Source organism: Rhodococcus sp. 06-418-5 (assembly GCF_002258285.1).
In the GTDB taxonomy this organism is placed as follows: domain Bacteria; phylum Actinomycetota; class Actinomycetes; order Mycobacteriales; family Mycobacteriaceae; genus Rhodococcoides.
In genome coordinates this window covers 161942-184534 of sequence record NZ_NOYE01000031.1, presented here as the reverse complement: position 1 = coordinate 184534, position 22593 = coordinate 161942, and the positions used below count along the sequence as shown (strand labels likewise).

The following is a 22593-nucleotide window of genomic DNA, read 5'->3' as shown; positions in this document are numbered from 1 at the left end:
ATGACCACAGTTGCAGTCGTAGGAGCCACCGGCCAGGTCGGTGCCGTCATGCGAACCCTGTTGGAGGAGCGCAACTTCCCCGCCGACACCGTTCGATTCTTCGCCTCCGCTCGCTCGGCCGGCAAGAAGCTGCCGTTCCGGGGCGAGGAGATCATCGTCGAGGACGCGTCCACCGCCGACCTCACTGGAATCGACATCGCGCTGTTCTCGGCCGGTGCCACGCTCTCTCGCGAGCAGGCCCCGCGATTCGCCGCAGCTGGTGCCACCGTCATCGACAACTCGTCGGCATTCCGCAAGGACTCCGATGTTCCGTTGGTGGTCAGCGAGGTCAACCCCGAGGCAGCGAAGAACCCGCCCCGCGGCATCATCGCCAATCCGAACTGCACCACCATGGCCGCCATGCCGGTGCTCAAGGTGCTGCACGACGAAGCCGGCCTGCAGCGGCTGATCGTCTCGAGCTACCAGGCCGTCTCCGGTAGCGGACTCGCCGGCGTCGAGGAACTCGTCACCCAGGCCCGCGCCGTCATCGGCGACGCCGAGAAGCTGGTGCACGACGGCTCGTCGGTCGATTTCCCGGCCCCGAACAAGTACGTCGCGCCCATCGCCTTCAACGTTCTGCCGCTGGCCGGTGCGCTGGTCGACGACGGATCCGGCGAAACCGACGAGGACCAGAAACTGCGCAACGAATCGCGCAAGATCCTCGGCCTGCCCGACCTGCTCGTCAGCGGCACCTGCGTCCGCGTACCCGTGTTCACCGGACACTCGCTGTCGATCAACGCCGAGTTCGCCAACCCGCTCTCGGTGGAGCGTGCCCGCGAACTCCTCGCATCGGCACCGGGCGTGTCGTTGGTCGACGTGCCGACGCCGCTGCAGGCCGCGGGCAAGGACGACTCTCTGGTGGGTCGTATCCGTCAGGACCCGGGCGTTCCCGACGGCCGCGGACTTGCACTGTTCGTCTCGGGCGACAACCTGCGCAAGGGTGCCGCTCTGAACACCATCCAGATCGCCGAACTGCTGGTCTGACCTCGTGCGCGTCGTGCACAGCCGGAGCTACGCACGACGCGCACGACGGGGTGGTCAGTTCAGGCGACGGCCCTCGGCCGAGGCGTCGAAGATGTGGGCGTGGGCCTCGTCGATGCGGACGTGAACGCGATCGCCCTTCTCGGGCGGGCTGCGCCAATCGGCCCGAGCCACAATGGTTTCGGTCCTACCGTTGATGTCTGCGCGGCCGAACACGAACGCCTCGGAGCCGAGCTCCTCCACCACGTCAATCTCGAGGGAGATTCCGCTGTCGGCAATCTCGATGTGCTCGGGCCGAATACCGAACATCACCTCCGTGGCCGACCCGAGAGTCTGCCGCGGAACCGGAACCACCTGATCGGCCAGGCGGACACCGCCGTCGGTGACCGGAGCGCGGAACAGGTTCATCGACGGCGAGCCCATGAACCCGGCGACGAACGCATTGACCGGGGTTCGGTACAGCTCGCGCGGGGTGGCGCACTGTTGCAGCACACCACCTTTGAGCACCGCGACCCGATCGCCCATCGTCATGGCCTCGACCTGATCGTGGGTGACGTACACCGTCGTCGTCCCGAGCCGGCGCTGCAGCTGAGCGATCTGCGTGCGCGTCTGCACCCGAAGTTTGGCGTCGAGGTTGGACAGTGGCTCGTCCATCAGGAACACCTGGGGTTGGCGAACGATGGCGCGCCCCATGGCAACTCGCTGACGTTGGCCGCCCGAGAGTGCCTTGGGCTTGCGATCGAGGTACGGCTCCAGGTCGAGCAGCTTCGCAGCCTCCTCGACACGAGTACGAATGTCCTCCTTGTTCGCCTTCGCCAGCTTGAGGGCGAACCCCATGTTCTCGGCGACGGTCATGTGCGGGTACAGCGCGTAGTTCTGGAACACCATCGCGATGTCGCGATCCTTGGGTTCGGAGTTGGTGACGTCCTTGCCGCCGATGAGGATGCGGCCGGAGTTGACCTCTTCGAGCCCCGCGAGCATCCGGAGCGACGTCGACTTGCCACAGCCGGACGGACCGACCAGAACGAGGAATTCACCGTCCTCGATGTGCAGGTCGAGCTCGTTCACCGCGGGGGCGTCGGAGCCGGGAAACAGCCTGGTCGTACGCTCGAACGTGATAGTTGCCATGACGAATTAGATCCCTCCACCGGCAGGAACGTGCCGGACGATCCGAGTGTGGGGTGACGGCGGGAGCCGACGGGCACATAGTATGGCCCCAATCACAACGAGGAGAGAGGTGGCCGGGTGAGCGGCTCTGTGTCCAGACGAACCGCCCTGCGAGGGCTGGCCGTGGCCGCAGTGGCCGCCGGTGCTGCCGCCCTCCCGGTGGCGTCGACGACGCGCCGCGCGCTGGCCGACGACTTCCTCCGGGGCCACAGCCCCCTGCTGTTCCATTCACCGCCGCTGACGCCGTTCCGGGACGAACTGCCGCGGTTGCCGCTGATCGGCGGCACGGAGATCTCGCTCGACGCGCACAGCTCCACCCACGCCTTCCACGCCGATCTACGGCCCGCGCCCACCTTCGGATACGGCGAATGCGACTACCTCGGCCCCACCATCGAGTCGCAGACCGGCCAGCCCTGGACGCTGAAGTACTCCAACACCACCGCAGGTAACCCGCTCGCCGCGGACATCGACACCTCGCTGCACGGGATGAGCGAGATGGACCGCACGATGACGCCGACGTCGCTGCACCTGCACGGCAGCATCACCGAACCGGCGAGCGACGGGCACTCCGAGATGCTGGTGCGCCCGGGCGAGTCGATGACGCACAACTTCCCGGGACTCAACGACGCCGCGGGACTGTGGTACCACGACCACGCCATGTCGATGACGCGCATCAACGTCTATGCGGGCCTGCTCGGCATGAACCTCGTCCGTGATCGGTGGGACACCGGCACATCCGACAATGCGCTCGGTCTGCCCTCGGGTGAGTTCGAGCTGCCACTGGTACTGCAGGAAAAGATCATGAATCCCGACGGCAGCATGAGCATCCGCTCCAATATCACCGTGCCGCAAGGCAAATGGGAAGGCGGCGGCACCGGAGACGTCGGCGTCGTCAATGGCAAGATCTGGCCGACGATGGAAGTCGCCCGGGGTATGTACCGTCTACGAGTCGTCAACGCCGGGTCGTACAGCGTGTGGAACCTGTTCTTCACCAACAGGCTTCGCTTCTGGGTCATCGGGAACGACGGTGGATTGCTCGACGCCCCGGTGGAAGCCACCAGCATTCGGCTCGCGCCTGCCGAGCGCGCCGACATCCTCGTCGACTTCGGTGCCGTCGAACCGGGCGCACTGATCGAGCTGCTCAACGACGAGCCGCCACCGGCGCAGGCCGCGTCCCTCGGAGCGGTGCCGATGCCACTGTTCTGCCAGTTCCGCGTCGCGTCCGCAGCCGGGTTCCGCGGCGGGATGCCGTCGTTGCTGCGCGGTGGAAAGGGACAGCCGGATGTGTTGCCGCCGTTGCCGACCCCCACGTTCACGCGAACGGTCACGGTCAACCAGCCGTCCGGTGGGCTGAACCTGGACATGACGCTGATGAACCTGAACAACCTGCGGTACTCGGACCCGGACATCGAGATGCCCGAGCAGGGGACCGTGGAGATGTGGAACATCGTCAACACGACGGTCGAGCCGCACCCGATTCACCTGCACCTGGCGCACTTTCGGACATTGGGACGCATCCCCATCGACCTGGCCGCGTACCAACGCGACTTCCCCCGGCCGACATTCGGTACGAGATGGGCTCCGCCGGTGGAGAGGTTCCTCACCGGTCCATCGGTGCCGCCGGCGGCGTGGGAAGCCGGGTGGAAGGACACTGTCAATACCTACCCGGGCACCGTCACGCAGATCCTGGTCCGATTCCCGACTGCCGACGAACTCGGCTTCGACCCCGACGCCACCTTCGCGGGACCGGCTGCGCACCACGGCGGTCACGACATGAGCGGTCACGACATGAGCGGTCATGACATGGGTGGGTCGAGCGAGGTGCAGGGCTACATGTGGCACTGCCACATGCTCGATCACGAGGACCACGAAATGATGCTGCGGTACCGCACCGTCGCTCCGTGACGTAGTTTTTCCGAACCTGTCCGGGGCCGGGAGTTGGTTGCGTTCACCGTCCGGTCGGCTCACACTGACCCTGCCGCACGCTCTCGACAATGGAACGGACCTCGGCCATGACCAGCGGAACCAAATCCGAGCCCTGGGCACTCACCACCGCCCCCGGTACTTCCGAATACACCATGTACCGCGATCCCGACCACGAGCCACCCGCCCTCGTATGTCAGGTGGGGTCGACGACCCTGCGATACCGCATCGAGGCGGTCGAGGATCTGCACGCGTGGCTCGTCGCCCGCGCCGACTGGGTGTTGCTCGGTGCCGCAGACGAGAAGAAGACGGCTGCTGCTGACACGGTCGAAGCGTGGGGGCGCTCAGAGGACAACCCGGTCGGCGGTTGGTACGGGCTCAGGAACGGATACCGCGGCAGGTTCGGGATGTACCTGCCGCCGCTCCTCGAAGAACTCGGCCTGGCCGAGCTCACCCACAACGCGCGGAACAACAGCATGCGCGCGTTGTAGCGCAGACACCGAGAAACCTGTCGGTGGGTGGGTATAGCTTTCGTGGGGTGAAGGCATGGGGGGATGTGTTCGAGCTCGCGGACCAGGAATTGGTCTCCGAGCTCGCCGACGTGTCTTCCCACGAAAACGCTTTGGCTGCAGCGAGATTGACGCTGCTCGCCGAGATCGACCGGCGTGGCTTGGCGATGAAACTCGGGCACTCCTCCGTCACCCGCTGGTACGCGAGGTCGGTGCGCATCACCGACGGATCCGCGGCGCGTCAGATGGAACTCGGGCAATGGCTCACCCAGTGGCCGAGCGTGCTCGACGCCCTCGCAGGTGGTGAGATCCATGCTGCGCACGCGTCGGCGATCGCCGACGGCTACGCCACCGTGGTGGTCGCCGACCCCACCCTCGACGAGCGGCGCCGCGACGCCGTCGTCGCGGAACTGCTCGAGACCGCGATGCGCGGCACCGCCGGGCAGGTCAGCTCCCGTGCTCAGGCACTCGCGCATTCTGCGGCAGAGGACGCCCGAGCTCGACACGAGCAGGCCGAGAAGAAACGACTAGAGCAGGAACGAGAGCGCGAGCAAGAGCAGGCGGGCCGAGCCGATGCTGGTGGTTCGAATGATGCCGGCGGCTCCGGAGACGCAGGTGGCCCGGGTGATGCAGGCGGCTTGGGTGCCGCAGGGCCCGAACCTGCTGGGCCCGAACCTGTTTCGTCGGGGCCTCCGCCGGTGCCGATGTCGGAGAACCCGAACCTGAACCGATTCGACATCCATCCTCTGGCCAACGGGCGTTTTCGCGTCGGCGGCGACGTCGACCGGCTGCTGGCCGAGAAACTGCTCACCGCCCTGTCGCCGTTGACGGCTCCGCGGCCGGGCCCGGGTGGGGAACGCGACTCGCGGAGTCCGTCGAAGCGGCGGGCCGATGCACTCGATCGGATTCTCGACCGGCACCTACGCGGTGGCAGCCGCGGGGCGTCGGGCGGGTCGAGGGCGTCGGTGCACCTGATCGTTCCGCTGCGCGACCTGCTCAGCGACCGCGAAGAGAAGCAAAACGACGGCGCAGCAACGGGTTCGGCAACACACAGTGCCGACGGCGCTACCCAATCCGGTGATAACGACGCCGGTGCTGACGGCGGTCGCCGCGTCAGCGAGAGTGCTGTTGGCGACGGTTCACGAACCGATGACACCGACGCCGGTCCCGATCGAGCCACCGGCCGCGGTCAACGCGCCAGAGGGAGTTCTGGTGCCGGCGACCGTTCATGCACGGGTGACTCTCCCGAGAGTCGTGTCGGTCGCAGCACCGACGGTGGTGTCGCTGCCGGTGGTAGTGATGCGAGGGAGAAGTCCGTTCCCGAGACTGGCGATGCCGAGTGGCCGTTCCACCTCGACTGGACCGGCCCGATCAGTCGCTCCCTCGCCGAACTTCTCACCTGCGACGCAGACCTCACCCCGGTGATCGTCGACCACCACGGCGTCCCGCTCGCGCTCGGGCGCACCACCAGACTCGCCACCGACGACCAACGCATCGCCCTGACCATCCGCGACCGATGCTGCGTCATGTGCGGCCGCCCCGCACAGTGGTGCCACGCCCACCACGTGAAGTTCTGGGAACACGGCGGCAGAACCGACCTGAGCAACCTCGCGCTGGTCTGCGGCGAATGCCACCGCCTCGTCCACCACGGCCACTGGCAATTGCTCATGGGCGACGACGGACACCCCTATGCCATCCCACCCGAATCCGTCGACCCCACACGACAACCCATCCCCAGCTACCACCGACGACAACACCGCGCAGCCTGACCACGCGTCAGCTGCGACCCTTCGACTCGACTATTCGTCTCCGGTCGGCGTCTGCGGGGGTACGAGGCTGCGGTAGTGCGCTGCGATCTCGCCCGGTGTTGTGAACCAGACGCCGTCGCCGTTGTCGGTCATGTGCTGCAGCGCCGCGCGGAACCGTCGAAGTCGATAGGGCTGGCCGGTGAGGAAGGTGTGCAGCGAGATCGCGAGCACCAATGGTTGGCGCTCCACGTTCTCCTTCGATTCGTCGAAACTGTCGATGATGTTGCGCTCGAACGTCGTTGCAGTCTGGTGTTGGTGGACGAACACCGGTAGGTCGTTCACCTCGTGCGGGTACGGGACACTGAGCAACGGCCCGCCGCGGGTCTTCAGCCACACCGGCTGATCGTCGATGGGCCAGTCCAGCGTGTACTCGTAGCCTCGTTCGGCGAGAAGGTCCTCGGTCACGCGGCTGGGGTTGGCACCGGGGCTCATCCAACCCCGAGGCGGGGCACCCTCGTGACGCTCGATCGCGGAGGTGACCTCGTCTATCGAGCGCCGTTCGTCGTCCTCGTTCTGATCGTTGGGCTGTACGGCGTTGGTTCGGCCGTGCGCGACGACCTCGGCATCGAGGGCGCGGAAGGCCTCGATCAGTTGCGGGGCATGCTCGTACACCTCGGTGTTGACGAGCACGGTCGGGCGAATGCCGCTCTGCTGCACCGTCTCTGCGATTCGGAACCCACCGACTCGGTTGCCGTACTCACGCCACCCCCAGTTGTAGGTGTTGGGCTGGTCCATCCCGGGCGTGTATCCGAGGCCGGGTTCGCCGTCGTCGTACGGAAAGTGCTCGCAATTGACGGCCACGTACACCGCGAGGCGCGCACCGCCCGGCCAGTCGAACTGTGGTCGATCGCCGATGGGGGAGTAGTCGAAGCGTCCGTGAGAGGCGAGGGGCATGACCGCAGAATTGCCCACGGTCGTTTCCTGCAAACCAACTGCGTCGATGGCGAATTCGGTGAATGGACATCTCGGGCAGTCCGGTTGCCGCCCGTAGTGGTACACGTGATTCCAGCGCAACGATCGAACCGCGACGGAGTTCGTTGCCCCGGTTCGGCGTCGTCCAGATTGCGGTGGCTACCGATGCTGCTCGGGTTGCCTCGAGAAGGGCGACTCCGTCGGCGGTCAGTGGGAATGCTTTTGTCGGCTGGCGGCAAATCGGGCTTTCTTTTGACGGTTTCCGCAGGTGTTCATGTCGCACCATTTTCGGCTGCGGCTTTGGCTGGTGTCGAAGAACGCCGCTCGGCAAGTCGGCGATGCGCACAGTGCCAGCTTTCCGTCCCGCTCGCCCGAGATGATGTCGATGGCGTCGTTGGCGATGACGCCCAGGGCGTCTTCGACGGCTGACTCCGAGTTCAACGTCCATCGCCGTGTGCCCTCGGGTGCCAGGACCGCCGACGCGTTGCCCCGAACGCTGTGGTCGTTGACGACCTGGACGGCCGACGCGGGCAGAGCCTCGTGGACTGCCGCCGCTGTCGCGGCGAGGTGTATCGCTTCGCGCAGTTCCACGGCCAGGTCCAGTTGTGCCGAGGTGCAGGAATCGACGGAGAGTCCGTTCGATGCCAACCAATCGACGAAACGATGAGGAACCGGAATTCGTTCCACGGGGTCGCCGCGTCGCTCGGTCAACGTCCCGGTGAACGCGGTGCTCAGCACGCTTCCGGGTCGGAACTCGGGGAACTCTGCAGCCATGCGAACCAGCTTAGCCGGTTGCGCATCGGTCACCGCGAAAGGTAGAACTGGCTTAGCCGGTTCCATCGAAGGAGATTTCATGACGACACCGAGCTCGACGGATGTGCACGCGTTCGAGTTCCGCGCATCGGACGCGGACCTGGACGATCTCCACTCACGGCTGAGCGCCGCACGGCTACCGGAACCGGAGACGGTGTCCCTTAGTGAATCCGGCCGGCGACGATGGAGCCAGGGCGTTCCGCTGGCGGACCTCCAGGAGGTCGTCGGCTATTGGCGTACCGGATACGACTGGCACAAGTTCGAGGACCGTCTCGACGCCGTCGGTCAGTTCCGCACGATCATCGACGGCCTGGGAATTCACTTCATGCACTGTCGATCCGCGCGTGTGGACGCCGTTCCGCTGATCATGACGCACGGCTGGCCGGGCAGTATTGCCGAGTTCGTCGATGTAGTGGACGCTTTGGCGAATCCCGATGACCCCGGCGCGCCTGCGTTCCACGTCGTCGTCCCATCGCTGCCCGGGTTCGGTTTCAGTGGCAGACCGAGCGCCACCGGTTGGGGAACCGAAAAGATCGCGGCCGCGTGGGTCGAGCTGATGCAACGGCTCGGGTACCGAAAGTTCCTGGCCCATGGCGGCGACTGGGGAGGCGTGGTCACCACCATCCTCGGCGGCCGCTTCCCGGAGCATGTCCTCGGGATTCACACCACGCTCGCGCAGGCAACGCCGGGGATGACGACAGAAGGCCTGACCGCTGACGAACGCCGGTGGGCCGAGGACACGAGAGATTTCCGGCTGCATCGCTCGGCATACGCGAAGCAGCAGGCCACCGGTCCGCAGACCGTCGGGTATTCGCTGGTCGACTCCCCGGTCGGTCTGCTTGCCTGGATTCTCGACAAATTCGCGGAGTGGACGGACACCGAGGACAGTCCGTTCGAGACGATCTCGAGGGACCGGCTTCTGGACAATGTCACCCTGTACTGGCTGACCCGCACCGGCGCATCGTCGGCTCGGATCTACTACGAGAGTCACGACTCGCTGGATCCGGATCTGCGGGTCGACGTTCCGGCGGCGATCACGACCTACCCCCACGACATCGAGAAAACTCCTCGCGCGTGGGCTCGGCACCGCTTCCGGCGTATCGCGAGATGGCACGCACCCGAGTCCGGGGGACATTTTCCGTCGCTCGAGAATCCCCAGGGCTTCGTCGGAGATCTGCGGGACGGGCTCGCTGCTGTGATGGCGGAGATCGGAACGCGTAGTACCTGAAAACACGGCTCTGTAGCGCCAGGACCGGCGGGTGGATGCGTTCAGGCACGGCTGCGCCCGCCGATCTCGACCAACTTAAAGTCAGGCTGGACTGTTTGTTGATTTAGCGCTACTGTGCAAAGTGTGACTACCGACACAGGGCTCGACGGCGCAGCGCCTACCGAGCGCCGGACCCAGGCCGAACGCACCGCGGGCACTCGGGCAAAGCTGCTCGACGCCGCGATCGACTGCCTGGTCGAGCTGGGCTTCGCCAAGACCAGCACCCAGGAGATCGCCCGGCGTGCCGGTGTCTCCCGCGGTGCACAGCTGCACCACTTCCCGACCAAGGAATCCCTGCTGATCGCGGCCGTCGAGCACCTGGTCGATCGTCGTCTCTCGGAGATCCTCGAAGCCGAACCGGACCCCGAGCGAGGGCCCGAGATCCTCGCCGACGCATTCTCCGGTCCCCTCTTCCACGCCGCGCTCGAGCTGTGGGTGGCGGCCCGTACCGATCCGGCCCTCCACGAGGCGATGATTCCGCTGGAGCGGCGCGTCGCCGAGGCCATTCAGGGCGGTGCCCAGATCGTCATGGGTAGTCGAATGTCTCCCGAATCCATCGAGCTCAGTGTCGAACTCGCCCGCGGACTGGCCGTCTCGGCGCTGTTCCGTACTCCCGAAGCCGACGCGCAACTGCGCGGGCGGCTCCTTCCGATCTGGTCCGAAAAGGTGATGGACGCGTGAACGCAACACTTCCCGAACAACTCGACGTGTTGGTGGTCGGAGCCGGTTTCGCGGGCTTGGCCGCGGTGGCCAAGATCCTCGCCGCCGACCCGAGCGCCGACGTGACCGTCATCGAACGCGCGTCCGACGTGGGTGGGACGTGGCGCGACAACACCTACCCCGGGTGTGCATGCGACGTGCCGACCTCGCTGTACTCGTTCTCGTTCGCTCCCAGTCCCAAGTGGAGTCACACCTTCGCGCGGCAACCGGAGTTGTTCGACTACCTGCGTTCGGTGGTGGATCGTCTGGACCTCAACGATCGCATCGTCACGAACTGCGAACTTCGGTCCGCGACCTGGGACGAGGCGACCAAGCGATGGTCGGTGCAGACGTCTCGCGGGTCGGCGAGCGCCAGGGTGTTGGTCGCTGCCACCGGGGCACTGTCCACTCCGAAGATCCCGGACGTCCCGGGCATCGACACGTTCGCCGGCACCGTGTTCCACTCCGCCACCTGGAATCACGAGCACGACCTCACCGGTGAGCGGGTCGCCGTGATCGGCACCGGGGCCTCGGCCGTGCAGTTCGTCCCCGAGATCGTCGACCGCGCCGAACGGCTCACCGTCTTCCAGCGCACTCCCGCATGGGTGATTCCGCGCCTGGACCGCACCATCGGCCGGCTCGAAAGAACAGTGTACGAAAAGATTCCCGCGGCCCATCGCGCGGTGCGCGGTGTCATCTACGGCTACCGCGAGGCCTACGTCACGGTGCTGGCGGACAATCCGTGGATGCTGCCCGCGGTGAAGGTGTTCGCCAAGGCCAACTTGAAGCGGCAGGTCAAGGATCCCGCGACGCGGGCCGCTCTCACCCCCGATTACGCACCCGGGTGCAAAAGGCTTCTGCTGTCCAATGATTGGCTGCGGACGTTGGATCGTCCCGATGTCGATCTCGTGACGTCGGGCCTGGCGTCGGTGACCGAGAACGGCGTCGTCGACGCCTCGGGCCGCAACCACGAGGTGGACACGATCATCTTCGCGACCGGGTTCACCCCCACCGAGCCGCCGGTGTCTCATCTGTTGCGCGGCAACGACGGTCGGACGCTGGCGGAGCACTGGGGCGGTAGTCCGCAGGCGCATCTGGGGACCACCGTCGCAGGCTTTCCGAACCTGTTCCTGATGTACGGCCCCAACACCAACCTCGGGCACAGTTCCATCGTCTACATGCTCGAGTCGCAGGCCAATTACGTGGTGTCCGCGCTGAACGAGATGAAGCATCGGAGGGTCGCGGCCGTCGAGGTAAACGAAGCCGCTCAGCGCCAACACAATTCGTGGGTCGACTCCGCGCTCGACGGCACCGTCTGGAATGCCGGTGGCTGCTCGAGCTGGTACCTCGACGCCAACGGCCGCAACTCGACGATGTGGCCCACCTACACGTTCAAGTTCCGCAACAAGACGCGCGAGTTCGACGTCGCGAACTATCGGCTCGCGTCCGACACTCTCGAATCCGACCACGAGGTGGTAACAGCATGAGTGACTACGACGTATTGATCATCGGCTCCGGTTTCGGCGGTAGTGTCGCCGCTTTGCGCGCAGTCGAGAAGGGCTACCGGGTGGCGGTTCTCGAGTCCGGTCGCCGATTCGAGGACGACGAACTGCCGAAGACCAGCTGGCGTCTACGAAAGTACCTGTGGGCTCCGGCCCTGGGTTGCTATGGGGTGCAACGCATTCACCTGCTGCCCGATGTGCTGGTGATGGCGGGGGCCGGCGTCGGCGGAGGGTCGCTGAACTACGCGAACACGCTGTACCAACCGCCGGCGAAGTTCTTCGAGGATCCGCAGTGGGGTTCGATCACCGACTGGCAGCGCGAGCTGAACCCGTACTACGACCAGGCCCGCCGGATGCTCGGCGTCGAGACCAACCCGACCATCACCGCCTCGGACAAGGTGATGAAGGAGGTGGCGGAGGACATGGGCGTGGGGGACACGTTCACCTCGACCCCGGTGGGCGTCTACTTCGGTGACCGCGGCAAGACTGCACCCGACCCGTTCTTCGGTGGTGCAGGCCCCGAGCGCACCGGGTGCACCGAGTGCGGAGCGTGCATGACCGGCTGCCGCGTCGGCGCGAAGAACACCCTCGTCAAGAACTACCTGTATCTCGCCGAACACGCAGGCGCGCATGTTCTTCCGTTGACCACGGTCGTGGACGTGCGCCCGAACGGCGCAGGCTACGACGTGGTGACGCGACGGACGGGCGGGAAGCTGCGTCGCAAGGAGAAGACGATCACCGCCGATCAGGTGATCTTCTCGGCCGGCACCTACGGCACCCAGAAGCTGATGCTCGCGGCCAAGGAGAAGGGCTCGTTGCCTCGGCTGTCGGAGCGGATCGGCTCGCTCGTGCGCACCAACTCCGAGGCTGTGCTCGCCGCGACCGCCAGGGGCCGCGAGGTCGACTATCACGAGGGTGTGGCGATCACGTCGTCGTTCCATCCCGACGATCACACCCACATCGAGCCGGTGCGATACGGCAAGGGCAGCAACGCCATCGGCCTGTTGCAGACCGTGCTCAGCGACGGCGGCGGCAAGATGCCACGCATCCTCAAGACCCTCGGCGTCGCGTTGCGTCATCCCGGCGCTGCGGCGCGGAGCCTGTCGGTCCATCGGTGGTCGGAGCGCACCGTCATCGCACTGGTGATGCAGACCGACGACAACTCGCTCGAGCTCGGATCCAAGAAGGGGCCGTTCGGGCGTCGCCTCACCAGCAGGCCCGGTGCGGGTGATCCACCGCCGCAGTGGATTCCGCAGGGGCACGAGGCCATTCGTCTGCTCGCGGACAAGATCGGCGGCGACCCGGGCGGATCTATCGCCGAGATCGTCAACATTCCGATGACCGCGCACTTCCTCGGTGGTTGCGCGATCGGTGACTCGCCGCAGACCGGGGTGATCGACGGGTACCAGCGGGTCTACGGCTACGAGGGACTGCACGTGCTCGACGGTTCTGCCGTCAGCGCCAACCTCGGCGTCAATCCGTCCCTGACGATCACCGCCCAGGCCGAGCGCGCAATGGCGTTGTGGCCCAACAAGGGTGAAGCCGATCGGCGACCCGCGGTGGGATCGGGGTATCGGGAGATCGCACCCACACAGCCGGTGCACCCGGTGGTGCCCGTGTCGGCCCCCGGTGCCCTGCGGCTCCCGCTGACCGTCGTGGGGAGGGATCGATGATGTGGAGTGTCACCGAATCCGAGACCGAGCGCACCGATTGGCCGATCAGCCCGGCAGCGCCGTGGCCGGCGAATGTCCGCGCCACCATCTGGTGGCATCGGGCCCGGTCGTCGGAGTTCGCGCCGGCCGGAGCCAAGACGCTGCCGATCACGATGTGCATGATCGTCGACTACACCACCTCGCCGGTCGGCCCGTACCGCGAGATCCTGGCGAGCCCGGCCCTGCGCCGGGACGTCGGACGCGTTCCGCGGATGGCGGTGCCGTTCATCGCCGTGGATTCCGCGACGTCGGTGCACGGCGGCCGGACCAACTGGCACCTGCCCAAGGTGCTGGCCGAATTCGAGGGCGACGTGCTGGGCGAGGCCGGGGCGAGCGGCGACGAATGGTCGGTCCGGACGACGTCCCGCGGCGTCGGACCGCAGTTCCCGATGCTCGGCTCGATCGGTTTCGCGCAGCCGGTGCCCGGCGGATCGGCCGTTGCCGTCGCGAGTCTGAGGGGCAAGGCCAGGGTGGCCCGCGTCGAGGTGGACGCCAAGGGCCCTACGTTGAGTCGCTGGATGCCGTCGGGCACATATTTCGGGTTGCAGATCGTGTCGGGGTCGATTCGGACCGGTGAAGCGCGCCTGGTCGGATAGCGACGACCCCGCTTTTCTTGACTTAGTCCAGATTAGGGGCATACTGGGGTGCATGCAGCTCACCGAACGCGTCGACCCCGCAGCGCAGTTGCGCTCGGTGGGTCTACGCGTCACCGGACCCCGAGTTGCAGTTCTGGATGCGGTCACAGCCCGACCGCATTCGGACGCCGACGACATCGCTGCCGCCGTTCGCGAGAGCGGCGGCTCGGTGTCGACCCAGGCCGTCTACGACGTGCTCAGGGCCTGCGTCGACGCAGGTCTGCTGCGTCGCATCGAACCTGCCGGTTCGGCTGCGCTGTACGAGAGCCGGACGGCGGACAATCATCACCACCTCGTGTGCCGGGAATGCCACGCGGTGGCCGATGTCGACTGCATCGTCGGAGCAGCGCCGTGTCTCGTACCAGAGGACACGCACGGCTTCGTCGTCGACGAAGCCGAAATCGTCTTCTGGGGTTTGTGCGGCGACTGCACGAGGCATTCCGTCTAGTACTGCGGTCCAGCGTACGGCCGCTCGGTTTCACCGATTTTCGAGAAGCAGCCCCTTCTCGAACCCGATTCAGCCCTTCAGGAGGCTTCGTATGACCAAGCCGATCACCAACAAACCGACTACCAGCAACTCGGGAATTCCCGTGCCCAGCGACGATCAGTCGCTGACCGCCGGAACGCAGGGTCCGATTCTTCTGCACGATCACTACCTCATCGAGAAGATGGCGCAGTTCAACCGTGAGCGGGTCCCGGAGCGCGTCGTGCACGCCAAGGGCGCAGGCGCGTTCGGTGAACTCGAGATCACCGGAGACATCAGCAAGTACACCAAGGCGAAGGCGCTGCAGCCCGGTGCCAAGACCGAGATGCTGGCGCGCTTCTCCACCGTCGCCGGCGAGCAGGGCAGCCCCGACACCTGGCGCGACCCGCGTGGCTTCTCGCTCAAGTTCTACACCGAGGAAGGCAACTGGGACCTGGTCGGCAACAACACCCCGATCTTCTTCGTCAAGGACCCGATCAAGTTCCAGGACTTCATCCGCAGCCAGAAGCGCATGCCCGACTCCGGTCTGCGCGACAACAACATGCAGTGGGACTTCTGGACCCTTTCGCCCGAGTCGGCACACCAGGTGACATGGCTCATGGGTGACCGCGGCATCCCCAAGTCGTTCCGCCACATGGACGGATTCGGCTCGCACACCTACCAGCTCATCGCCGAGGACGGCACGAAGACCTGGGTGAAGTTCCACTTCAAGACCGACCAGGGGATCGACTACCTGACACAGGACAAGGCGGACGAGGTCGCGGGCACATCGCCCGACCATCACCGTCAGGACCTGTTCGGATCCATCAAGAACGGCGACTTCCCCAGCTGGACCCTCAAGGTGCAGCTCATGCCGTACGACGAGGCCGAGAACTACAAGTACAACCCGTTCGACCTCACCAAGGTCTGGTCGCAGAAGGACTACCCGCTGATCGAGGTCGGCAAGATGACCTTGAACCGCAACCCGGAGAACTTCTTCGCGCAGATCGAGCAGAGCTCGTTCGAGCCGTCCAACACCGTGCCCGGCATCGGCTTCAGCCCCGACAAGATGCTGCTCGGACGCGTCTTCTCCTACGCCGACGCGCACCGGTACCGCATCGGAGCGAACTACGCGCAGCTGCCGGTCAACGCCCCGAAGTCCGAGGTCAACTCGTACTCCAAGGACGGCAACATGCGGTACTCGTTCAACTCTCCGGAGACGCCCGTCTACGCGCCGAACTCGTTCGGCGGCCCGTCGGCGGACACGAACAAGTACGGCGACGACGGAGCGTGGGACTTCGAGCCTCGTTTCGTGCGTACCGGGTACATCGAGCACCCCGAAGACGGCGACTTCGTGCAGGCCGGAGCCTTGGTCCGCGAGGTCATGGACGACGCGCAGCGTGAGCGTCTCGTCGGAAACATCGTCGGACACGTCCTCAACGGCGTGAGCGAGCCCGTTCTGAGCCGGGTGTTCGAGTACTGGACCAATGTCGATGCCGACCTCGGCAAGAAGGTCGAGGAAGGCGTTCGGTCGCAGCAGAACGAGACCGCACCGACCACCGGTGCAGGCGCAGTCGACGATCCTGCCGACGAGGCCGCCAAGGTCTGATCCGACCGGTTCTGGGATCGGCGTCACAGCGACGGTGGCGCCGATCCGGAACAATGTACGTCGACCTGCCGTTGTGCAGTACAGACGAAAGCACAATAATGGCGTGCGATGCACACCGTCGTCCAACGGCAGGGAGGCCACATCATGACGAACCCCATCACCAGTACCCTCGACGCAGGTCAGCAGAAGATCGCCGGCGACGCACTCCAGGGAACCGTGGTCGATCTCATCGACCTCTCGCTGATCGCGAAGCAGGCGCACTGGAACGTGATCGGTAAGAACTTCCGGTCGGTGCACCTCGAACTCGACGAGTTGGTCACGGCCGCACGTGAATTCACCGATCAGGCCGCCGAGCGCGCCACCGCCATCGGGGTCAGCCCCGACGGCCGTGCAGCCACCGTCTCCTCGACGGCGGGCACCAAGGGCTTCGGTGCCGGGTGGACTCAGGACAGCGAGGTCGTCCCCGCGGTCGTCGACAACATCGCCGCGGTCGTCGAGCGTCTTCGCGGACGCATCGCCGACACCGGCGAAGCCGATCCGGTGACCCAGGACCTGCTCATCGGCATCACAGCTCGGCTCGAGCAGCTGCACTGGATGTGGCAGGCCCAGGCCAGCTGACGTTTCTTCTCCACGACAGGCCCCTCGCGTACTGCGGGGGGCCTGTTGCTTTCGTCCGACGATTGTTTGCCCGCACCACCCCCGGGTATCCGACGCTCATGCCTGTCCCCACACCGACTGTCGGTGCAGTTCTGCTCGACATCGACGGCACCCTCGTCGATTCCAACTACGTACACGTCGACGCCTGGTCGCGTGCGTTTCGTGAGGCGGGCCACGAAGTGCCGTCGTGGCGTGTTCATCGAAGCATCGGCATGGACGGGTCGAAGTTGCTGGAGACACTCGTCGGCTCGTCCGACAGTGCACTGGCGCAGGAAGCGAAGAAGCTGCACGGCGAGTACTACGCCGAGGCCTCGTCCGATCTCGAAGTGCTACCGGGTGCTCGGGAACTGTTGGCGGACTTGAGTACCCGTGGAGTGACCGTCGTGCTCGCAACATCGGCTCCCGAGAGCGAACTGTCGACGTTGCGAGATCTGTTGGACGTCGAGGATTCGGTTGCTGTCGTCACGTCCGGTGAGGACGCAGAGGTCGCCAAGCCGGAGCCCGACATCATCGCGGTGGCTCTGGAACGGGCAGGCGTCGAGGCTGTCGACGCGGTGATGGTCGGCGACAGTGTGTGGGACATCGAGTCGGCCGGGCGCGCGGGCGTACGCGCCATCGGCGTGTTGAGCGGCGGAATCTCGCGCAGCGAATTGCTCGACGCGGGCGCGGCAGCGGTGTTCGACGACCCGGCCGATCTGCTCGAGCACGTCGAGAGCAGCCCGATCTTCGCTGGAAAGGCACGTGCTTGAACGACTTCCGAAAGCCGTACCCCCGGGTGGACGGTTATGTCGCCATCGAAAGTTACGGAGCCATCGGCGACGGCCGAACCGTGGCTATGATCGCCGACGACGGCCGCATCGACTGGTTTCCGGTGCCCAACCTCGACTCGCCGCCGCCGTTCGCAGCCTTGCTCGACGCGCCACACGGCGGCTACATCGAACTGACGCCCGTGGAAGAGTTCACCGTCCAACGCGAATTCGTCCCAGGGACAAACGTTCTGAGTACCACGTTCCGCACCGACTCCGGTTCCGTGCGCATCACCGACTCGCTGAACACCGGGGTCGCCGGCCGGCTCCCGTGGGTGGAGTTGGCCCGCCGCGTCGAGGGTCTCGACGGCACCGTCGAGCTGAGGTGGTCCGTAGCGCCGGGCACCATGCTCGGCATCGCGTCGCCGTGGGCGTACGACACCGAGCACGGCACCGTCCTGCGGGTCGACGGATTGACTTTGGCGGTGCGGACTCTGGGCATCGAGAACGTGCGCGTGGCCGACCGCGACATCGGTGGGGTCGTCAGCACGCAACCGGGTTCTCGGCATGTGCTGGGTGTGGTGGGGACGGAAAACGAGCCGCTGCCGTTGCCCGATCCGCAGCATCTCGACGAGGGGATCGACCGCACCATCGACAACTGGCGTGTGTGGTCCGACGAGTTCTCGTACGAGGGTCCGTGGGCAGAGCATGTGGCTCGCAGCGCGCTGGCCCTGAAACTGTTGCTGCACAGTCCGTCCGGTGCCATCGCCGCCGCCGCGACAACCTCGCTACCCGAGAACCGGACCGGTGGCAAGAACTGGGACTACCGCTATGCCTGGGTTCGCGACGCCGCGTACACCATTCGCGCGCTGCAACGGTTCGGTCTTCGTGAGGAGATCCACGCTGCGGTGGCGTGGCTGCTGAGGGTCATCCGTGTCAACGATCCGTTGGTCAACGTCTTCTACACCCTCGGCGGTGAATTGCCCGGTGGGACCGAACAACCCGACGTTCCCGGTTGGCGGGGCATCGGGCCGGTGGTCAACGGAAACGCCGCGGCGGACCAGCTGCAGTTGATGATCTTCGGTGACCTGTTCTCGATCATCCGGCAGTACGTCGACGCAGGAAACATCCTCGATGCGCAGACCGGTCGGCTGCTCGCGACCATCGCCGACGAGGCGTGCGATTCGTGGCAGCGCAAGGACGCCGGGATCTGGGAGCTCGAGGACGAGCAGCACTACACCAGTTCCAAACTGGGCTGTTGGCAAGCGCTGGACTGTGCGGTGCACCTGGCCGAAGCGGGGGAGATCCCGGGCATACCCGATCGGTGGAAGGCGGAGAGAGAACGCATCCGCCACTACGTCGAATCCGAATGCTGGTCGGACGATCGCCAGGCCTATCTCGCGTACCCGGGTGCGGACGGCCTCGACGCGTCGGTGCTGCTGGCAGCCGAGATGGATTTCGATCGTGGAGAACGTCTTTCGTCCACCATCGATGCTCTCGTCGAAGAACTCGGTGCCGGACCGCTGATGTATCGATACAGCGGGGTGTCCGAGGAAGAAGTGACCTTCGTGGCCTGCGCCTTCTGGCGGGTGTCGGCGCTCTCCTGCGTCGGCCGAGACGACGAAGCCACAGCCCTGATGGACCAGCTGGTCGAGCTCTCGAACGACGTGGGGTTGTACAGCGAAATGATCGATGCTTCGGATGGATCGTTTCTGGGTAACTTCCCGCAGGGCTTGAGCCACCTGGCCCTGGTGAATGCGGCGCTGACCATCGCGCGCTCGCACGACGCCACAGCCTGACATTAACCTCTAGCGCAAAGTGGGATCGTATGGATCTGGGAATCGACGGTAGAACAGCGCTGGTGACCGGGGCCGACTCCGGCATCGGTTGGCACACGGCGAAAATGCTGTTGGCCGAGGGCGTTCGGGTCGTCATCAGCGACAAGGATCAGGACTCGCTCGACGCCGCCGCGGCCGAACTCGCAGCAGCGGAGGGCCGGTTGTTCGCGTTCGCTGCGGACGTGACCGACACCGAGGCCGTCGAGAAATTGGCCGTACAGACACAGAAGGCACTGGGCGACATCGACATTCTCGTTCAGTCCTCGGGCGTGACCGGAGCGCAGGGACTGTTCCACGAGATCGACGAGGAAGGGTGGCGGTCCACCCTCGACATCGACCTGATGGGCCCGGTCCGCCTGCTGCGGGCATTTCTGCCTGCACTACGCCGCGGCGGTTGGGGACGCATCGTGCTGTTGACGTCGGAGGATGCCGTGCAGCCCTACGACGACGAATTACCTTATTGCTCGGCCAAAGCCGGGGTTCTGGCTCTGGCCAAGGGCCTCTCGCGCAGCTACGCGTCGGAGGGACTACTGGTCAACGCCGTCTCTCCCGCGTTCATCCACACCCCGATGACCGACGCGATGATGGACAAACGCGCCGAGGAGAAGGGCACCGACCGCGACGGTGCCGTCGAGAGCTTCCTCGACGAGGAGCGTCCGTACATGGAACTCGGACGTCGAGGCGAGCCCGAGGAAGTCGCCTCGGTGATCACCTTCCTGTGCTCGGACCGCGCCAGCTTCGTCAACGGATCGAACTACCGAGTCGACGCCGGCTCCGTCGCAACTATCTAGGAGACACATATGACCAATTTCGGATACACCTTGATGACCGAGCAGAGCGGCCCGAAAGAGTTGGTGCAGTACGCCGTCGGTGCCGAGAAAGTCGGCTTCGACTTCGAGGTCAGCAGCGATCACTACTCACCGTGGCTCTCGTCCATGGGCCACTCGCCGTACGCCTGGACGACTCTGGGCGCGGTGGCTCAGGCCACCGAACGCGTCGAGCTGATGACGTACGTGACGTGCCCGATCATCCGGTACCACCCCGCCGTCGTCGCGCAGAAGGCTGCGACGTTGCAGATCCTGGCCGACGGACGCTTCACCCTCGGACTCGGCAGTGGTGAGAACCTGAACGAGCACGTCGTCGGCGAGGGATGGCCGTCCATCGACAAGCGCCAGGACATGTTCGTCGAGGCGCTCGAGATCATCCGCGCATTGCACGCCGGCGGCTTGGTCACCTACGAGGGAAAGCACTTTCGCGTCGACTCCGCCCGGATCTGGGACCTGCCCGAGGGCGGCGTGCCGATCGGTATCGCCGCCGGTGGTGAGAAGGCGGTGGCGCGGTTCGCCGAGTACGGCGATCACCTCATCGCCACCGAGCCGGACGCCGGTCTCGTCAAGGCGTGGTCCGACAACCACGAGGGACCGGCGCGGTCCATCGGCCAGATCCCCATCTCCTGGGACCCGGACAAGGACGCTGCCATCGATCGCGCACACGACCGATTCCGCTGGTTCGCCGGTGGCTGGGCCGTGAACGCCGATCTTCCGACGACGGCGGGATTCGCCGGAGCCACCAAGTTCGTGCGGAAAGAAGATGTGGCCGACACGATTCCGTGCGGACCGGACCTGGATGCCATCGTCGAGGCCGTGAAGCCGTACTGGGAGGCCGGTTACACCGACATCGCCCTCGTGCAGGTCGGCGACGAAACCCAAGAACGGTTCCTCGCCGAGGCCGCAGGCCCACTGTTGGAGAAGCTGCGCGCTGCATCCAGCTGAGCACAAGCGACGAGACCCCGATCGAGACCGTCGATCGGGGTCTCGCGCTGTCACCGAACCTGAATGTCTCTGCGGTCGAGTGCCCTGCCGGTCACTGCGACGACTACGACAGTGAGTAGTGCCGTGGCCGTCAGCACCGACATTGCGGAGCCGGTCGTGAGCGAACCCGAGTCACCGAAAGTGCCGGAGGCCAGTTGGGTTGCGCGAGTTGCCAGGGCGTAGGGCAACACGAAGATTGCCTCGGTCACCTCGGCGGTGAGGAGGAACACCGATATACCGGCCCCGACGAGAGCGATGGCAATCGGCACCGCAAACGACCTGATCGCCATCGACAGACCGGATTGCAGAGCCGCCACCGGTATCGACCCCACCACGACGAGTGCACTGGTCGCGAAGAGCTCGGAAGGAAGCATGCCGTCGAGCGAGAAAACCACCTTGCCGAGAACGACGACCGCTGCCAGCATGACGATGTTCATGAACGCGGTCAGCGTTGCCACCACAGCCGTCTTGGCGATCACGATGCGCGTCGACGGAACCGGCCCACTCATCAGGGCATTCCAGTTCCCTCCTCGGTGTTCGGATTTCCACGCCAGCGAGGCCAGCACGGCAACGCCGAGTGCGAGTGGGAACAGGCCGTAGAACACGACTGTGCGCAACCACAATGTGCGCCATCCCTCTGCCAACTCTGCGCCCGACGCGATCGTGTTGAACGTTCCGACCCCCGCGATGATCAGAGGGAGGAGAACGACGACAGCCCATGCCTGCGAGCGCCTGAGCTTGATCATCTCTGCTGAAAACGCATTCATGCTCGTACCTCCTGTCGATCGAGTCGAACGGTCATGAGCCAGAACAACACTGCCCCGACAACTCCGAGAGCGACGATGCTGGCGTAGGACGGGTTCAGTGTCACCACCTGCTCGCCTCGGTAGTCGGCGGCGGACGCCGAGGAGTAGTACCCCCACGGCGTCAGGTGTGCTGCCCAGGAGGGGAATCCGGAGGCGCAGATCGCGATGACGGTACCCACGATGCCGATTCCCAGCGCGACCAGTTGGTTGTCCACTCGCGCCGAAATCAGCAGGTGGAGTGCAAGTATTACGATGTTCACCGTCACTGCCGCCGCCGTGTAGCCCAACCACAGACCGGCAGGCAACGGTTGCGTCACCCCGATGGCGGTTCCGAGAAATGCGCCTGCAGCGCTGGCCGCCACCGTCGCGCCACCGACGACGAGGCCCGTCGAGACGAGCTTCGCCCGCACGAGGGCTCCGCGGTCGGCTCCAGTGGTCTGGTTCAGTAACCAGCCGTTGGACTGGTGCTCGACTTCCACTGTGCGGCTTGCCATCACTGCGATCAGCAGTGGCGACGCGATGGGGACGGCAAGGGACAGCCCGGCCAGTGGCAGTGCCCAGGAGACCGCGGTCGAATCGTTCGACGTCGCCGCGGTGAGAGCGCCGACGAAGGTCAACCCTACGATCGCGGCGACCAACAATGCGGCGATCGCGCCGATGTGCAGGTGCCTGAGTTTGGCGAATTCGTTGCGCACG

At 65.6% G+C, this 22593-nt stretch carries 21 protein-coding genes; 16 read left to right on the top strand and 5 right to left on the bottom strand.

The window, feature by feature from the left end; all coding sequences use genetic code 11:
* Positions 1-1023, top strand: coding sequence for an aspartate-semialdehyde dehydrogenase (locus tag CH274_RS22195; protein ID WP_032395286.1), 1023 nt, complete (start codon positions 1-3; stop codon positions 1021-1023).
* 54 nt (positions 1024-1077) lie between these two features.
* Here the strand turns inward: CH274_RS22195 and CH274_RS22190 are convergent, their stop codons facing one another.
* On the bottom strand, positions 1078-2148 hold the full coding sequence (locus tag CH274_RS22190; protein WP_094658948.1) for an ABC transporter ATP-binding protein: 1071 nt from the start codon (positions 2146-2148) through the stop codon (positions 1078-1080).
* A gap of 117 nt (positions 2149-2265) precedes the next feature.
* Between CH274_RS22190 and CH274_RS22185 the strand changes: the two genes are divergently transcribed.
* From CH274_RS22185 to CH274_RS29805, 3 genes are all read left to right on the top strand, one after another.
* Positions 2266-4092, top strand: coding sequence for a multicopper oxidase family protein (locus tag CH274_RS22185; protein ID WP_094658947.1), 1827 nt, complete (start codon positions 2266-2268; stop codon positions 4090-4092).
* A 107-nt stretch (positions 4093-4199) separates the two neighbouring features.
* Positions 4200-4601 carry a DUF6855 family protein gene (locus CH274_RS22180; RefSeq protein ID WP_094659142.1) on the top strand — a complete coding sequence of 134 codons (402 nt, stop codon included), beginning with the start codon at positions 4200-4202 and terminating at the stop codon, positions 4599-4601.
* Positions 4602-4648: 47 nt separating this feature from the next.
* Positions 4649-6388 carry an HNH endonuclease signature motif containing protein gene (locus tag CH274_RS29805; protein WP_256993665.1) on the top strand — a complete coding sequence of 580 codons (1740 nt, stop codon included), beginning with the start codon at positions 4649-4651 and terminating at the stop codon, positions 6386-6388.
* Between the two features lie 30 nt (positions 6389-6418).
* On the opposite strand, the gene CH274_RS22165 is transcribed toward CH274_RS29805, so the two are convergent.
* Together CH274_RS22165 and CH274_RS22160 are read right to left on the bottom strand one after the other, a co-directional pair.
* The gene (locus CH274_RS22165) at positions 6419-7321 is read right to left on the bottom strand and encodes a polysaccharide deacetylase family protein (RefSeq protein ID WP_094659141.1); all 903 of its coding nucleotides are present in this window, start codon (positions 7319-7321) and stop codon (positions 6419-6421) included.
* A gap of 225 nt (positions 7322-7546) precedes the next feature.
* Positions 7547-8113, bottom strand: a complete 567-nt coding sequence (locus CH274_RS22160; RefSeq protein ID WP_094659140.1) for a CGNR zinc finger domain-containing protein — start codon at positions 8111-8113, stop codon at positions 7547-7549.
* A gap of 79 nt (positions 8114-8192) precedes the next feature.
* Between CH274_RS22160 and CH274_RS22155 the strand changes: the two genes are divergently transcribed.
* The 12 genes from CH274_RS22155 (at position 8193) to CH274_RS22100 (ending at position 21052) form a co-directional block, all read left to right on the top strand.
* Positions 8193-9380 (top strand): epoxide hydrolase family protein, encoded by a 1188-nt coding sequence (locus tag CH274_RS22155; protein ID WP_094658946.1) that lies wholly within the window; start codon positions 8193-8195, stop codon positions 9378-9380.
* A gap of 114 nt (positions 9381-9494) precedes the next feature.
* Positions 9495-10100 (top strand): TetR/AcrR family transcriptional regulator, encoded by a 606-nt coding sequence (locus tag CH274_RS22150; protein WP_373453941.1) that lies wholly within the window; start codon positions 9495-9497, stop codon positions 10098-10100.
* The gene (locus CH274_RS22145) at positions 10097-11605 is read left to right on the top strand and encodes a flavin-containing monooxygenase (protein WP_094646650.1); all 1509 of its coding nucleotides are present in this window, start codon (positions 10097-10099) and stop codon (positions 11603-11605) included. Before CH274_RS22150 ends, CH274_RS22145 begins: the two co-directional genes overlap by 4 nt.
* A complete protein-coding gene (locus CH274_RS22140) occupies positions 11602-13293 on the top strand; it encodes a GMC oxidoreductase (protein WP_045198384.1) in 1692 nt (563 codons plus the stop codon). Before CH274_RS22145 ends, CH274_RS22140 begins: the two co-directional genes overlap by 4 nt.
* On the top strand, positions 13293-13928 hold the full coding sequence (locus CH274_RS22135) for an acetoacetate decarboxylase family protein (RefSeq protein WP_094658945.1): 636 nt from the start codon (positions 13293-13295) through the stop codon (positions 13926-13928). The genes CH274_RS22140 and CH274_RS22135 overlap by 1 nt, the downstream gene beginning before the upstream one ends.
* Positions 13929-13980: 52 nt before the next feature.
* Positions 13981-14415, top strand: coding sequence for a Fur family transcriptional regulator (locus tag CH274_RS22130; RefSeq protein WP_094658944.1), 435 nt, complete (start codon positions 13981-13983; stop codon positions 14413-14415).
* Positions 14416-14506: 91 nt separating this feature from the next.
* Positions 14507-16039, top strand: a complete 1533-nt coding sequence (locus CH274_RS22125) for a catalase (protein WP_176459424.1) — start codon at positions 14507-14509, stop codon at positions 16037-16039.
* Between the two features lie 144 nt (positions 16040-16183).
* Entirely contained in the window at positions 16184-16657 is a 474-nt protein-coding gene (locus CH274_RS22120; protein ID WP_032380678.1) for a Dps family protein, read from the top strand.
* Between the two features lie 98 nt (positions 16658-16755).
* A complete protein-coding gene (locus CH274_RS22115) occupies positions 16756-17445 on the top strand; it encodes an HAD family hydrolase (protein ID WP_032395277.1) in 690 nt (229 codons plus the stop codon).
* A complete protein-coding gene (locus CH274_RS22110; RefSeq protein ID WP_179275822.1) occupies positions 17442-19241 on the top strand; it encodes a glycoside hydrolase family 15 protein in 1800 nt (599 codons plus the stop codon). The genes CH274_RS22115 and CH274_RS22110 overlap by 4 nt, the downstream gene beginning before the upstream one ends.
* 29 nt (positions 19242-19270) lie before the next feature.
* The gene (locus tag CH274_RS22105) at positions 19271-20071 is read left to right on the top strand and encodes an SDR family NAD(P)-dependent oxidoreductase (RefSeq protein WP_094658943.1); all 801 of its coding nucleotides are present in this window, start codon (positions 19271-19273) and stop codon (positions 20069-20071) included.
* 9 nt (positions 20072-20080) lie between these two features.
* Positions 20081-21052 (top strand): LLM class F420-dependent oxidoreductase, encoded by a 972-nt coding sequence (locus tag CH274_RS22100; RefSeq protein ID WP_032395274.1) that lies wholly within the window; start codon positions 20081-20083, stop codon positions 21050-21052.
* 50 nt (positions 21053-21102) lie between these two features.
* Here the strand turns inward: CH274_RS22100 and CH274_RS22095 are convergent, their stop codons facing one another.
* The gene (locus CH274_RS22095; RefSeq protein ID WP_094658942.1) at positions 21103-21858 is read right to left on the bottom strand and encodes an ABC transporter permease; all 756 of its coding nucleotides are present in this window, start codon (positions 21856-21858) and stop codon (positions 21103-21105) included.
* On the bottom strand, positions 21855-22592 hold the full coding sequence (locus tag CH274_RS22090) for an ABC transporter permease (protein ID WP_256993664.1): 738 nt from the start codon (positions 22590-22592) through the stop codon (positions 21855-21857). Before CH274_RS22090 ends, CH274_RS22095 begins: the two co-directional genes overlap by 4 nt.
* Position 22593 lies beyond the last annotated feature (1 nt).

What these genes read in the sequence shown, in the direction of transcription:
- CH274_RS22195 (WP_032395286.1), top strand. Translation starts at nt 1, where the DNA reads ATGACCACAGTTGCAGTCGTAGGAGCCACCGGCCAGGTCGGTGCCGTC.
- CH274_RS22190 (WP_094658948.1), bottom strand. Translation starts at nt 2,148, where the DNA reads ATGGCAACTATCACGTTCGAGCGTACGACCAGGCTGTTTCCCGGCTCC.
- CH274_RS22180 (WP_094659142.1), top strand. Translation starts at nt 4,200, where the DNA reads ATGACCAGCGGAACCAAATCCGAGCCCTGGGCACTCACCACCGCCCCC.
- CH274_RS22165 (WP_094659141.1), bottom strand. Translation starts at nt 7,321, where the DNA reads ATGCCCCTCGCCTCTCACGGACGCTTCGACTACTCCCCCATCGGCGAT.
- CH274_RS22160 (WP_094659140.1), bottom strand. Translation starts at nt 8,113, where the DNA reads ATGGCTGCAGAGTTCCCCGAGTTCCGACCCGGAAGCGTGCTGAGCACC.
- CH274_RS22155 (WP_094658946.1), top strand. Translation starts at nt 8,193, where the DNA reads ATGACGACACCGAGCTCGACGGATGTGCACGCGTTCGAGTTCCGCGCA.
- CH274_RS22140 (WP_045198384.1), top strand. Translation starts at nt 11,602, where the DNA reads ATGAGTGACTACGACGTATTGATCATCGGCTCCGGTTTCGGCGGTAGT.
- CH274_RS22135 (WP_094658945.1), top strand. Translation starts at nt 13,293, where the DNA reads ATGTGGAGTGTCACCGAATCCGAGACCGAGCGCACCGATTGGCCGATC.
- CH274_RS22130 (WP_094658944.1), top strand. Translation starts at nt 13,981, where the DNA reads ATGCAGCTCACCGAACGCGTCGACCCCGCAGCGCAGTTGCGCTCGGTG.
- CH274_RS22125 (WP_176459424.1), top strand. Translation starts at nt 14,507, where the DNA reads ATGACCAAGCCGATCACCAACAAACCGACTACCAGCAACTCGGGAATT.
- CH274_RS22120 (WP_032380678.1), top strand. Translation starts at nt 16,184, where the DNA reads ATGACGAACCCCATCACCAGTACCCTCGACGCAGGTCAGCAGAAGATC.
- CH274_RS22115 (WP_032395277.1), top strand. Translation starts at nt 16,756, where the DNA reads ATGCCTGTCCCCACACCGACTGTCGGTGCAGTTCTGCTCGACATCGAC.
- CH274_RS22105 (WP_094658943.1), top strand. Translation starts at nt 19,271, where the DNA reads ATGGATCTGGGAATCGACGGTAGAACAGCGCTGGTGACCGGGGCCGAC.
- CH274_RS22100 (WP_032395274.1), top strand. Translation starts at nt 20,081, where the DNA reads ATGACCAATTTCGGATACACCTTGATGACCGAGCAGAGCGGCCCGAAA.
- CH274_RS22095 (WP_094658942.1), bottom strand. Translation starts at nt 21,858, where the DNA reads ATGAATGCGTTTTCAGCAGAGATGATCAAGCTCAGGCGCTCGCAGGCA.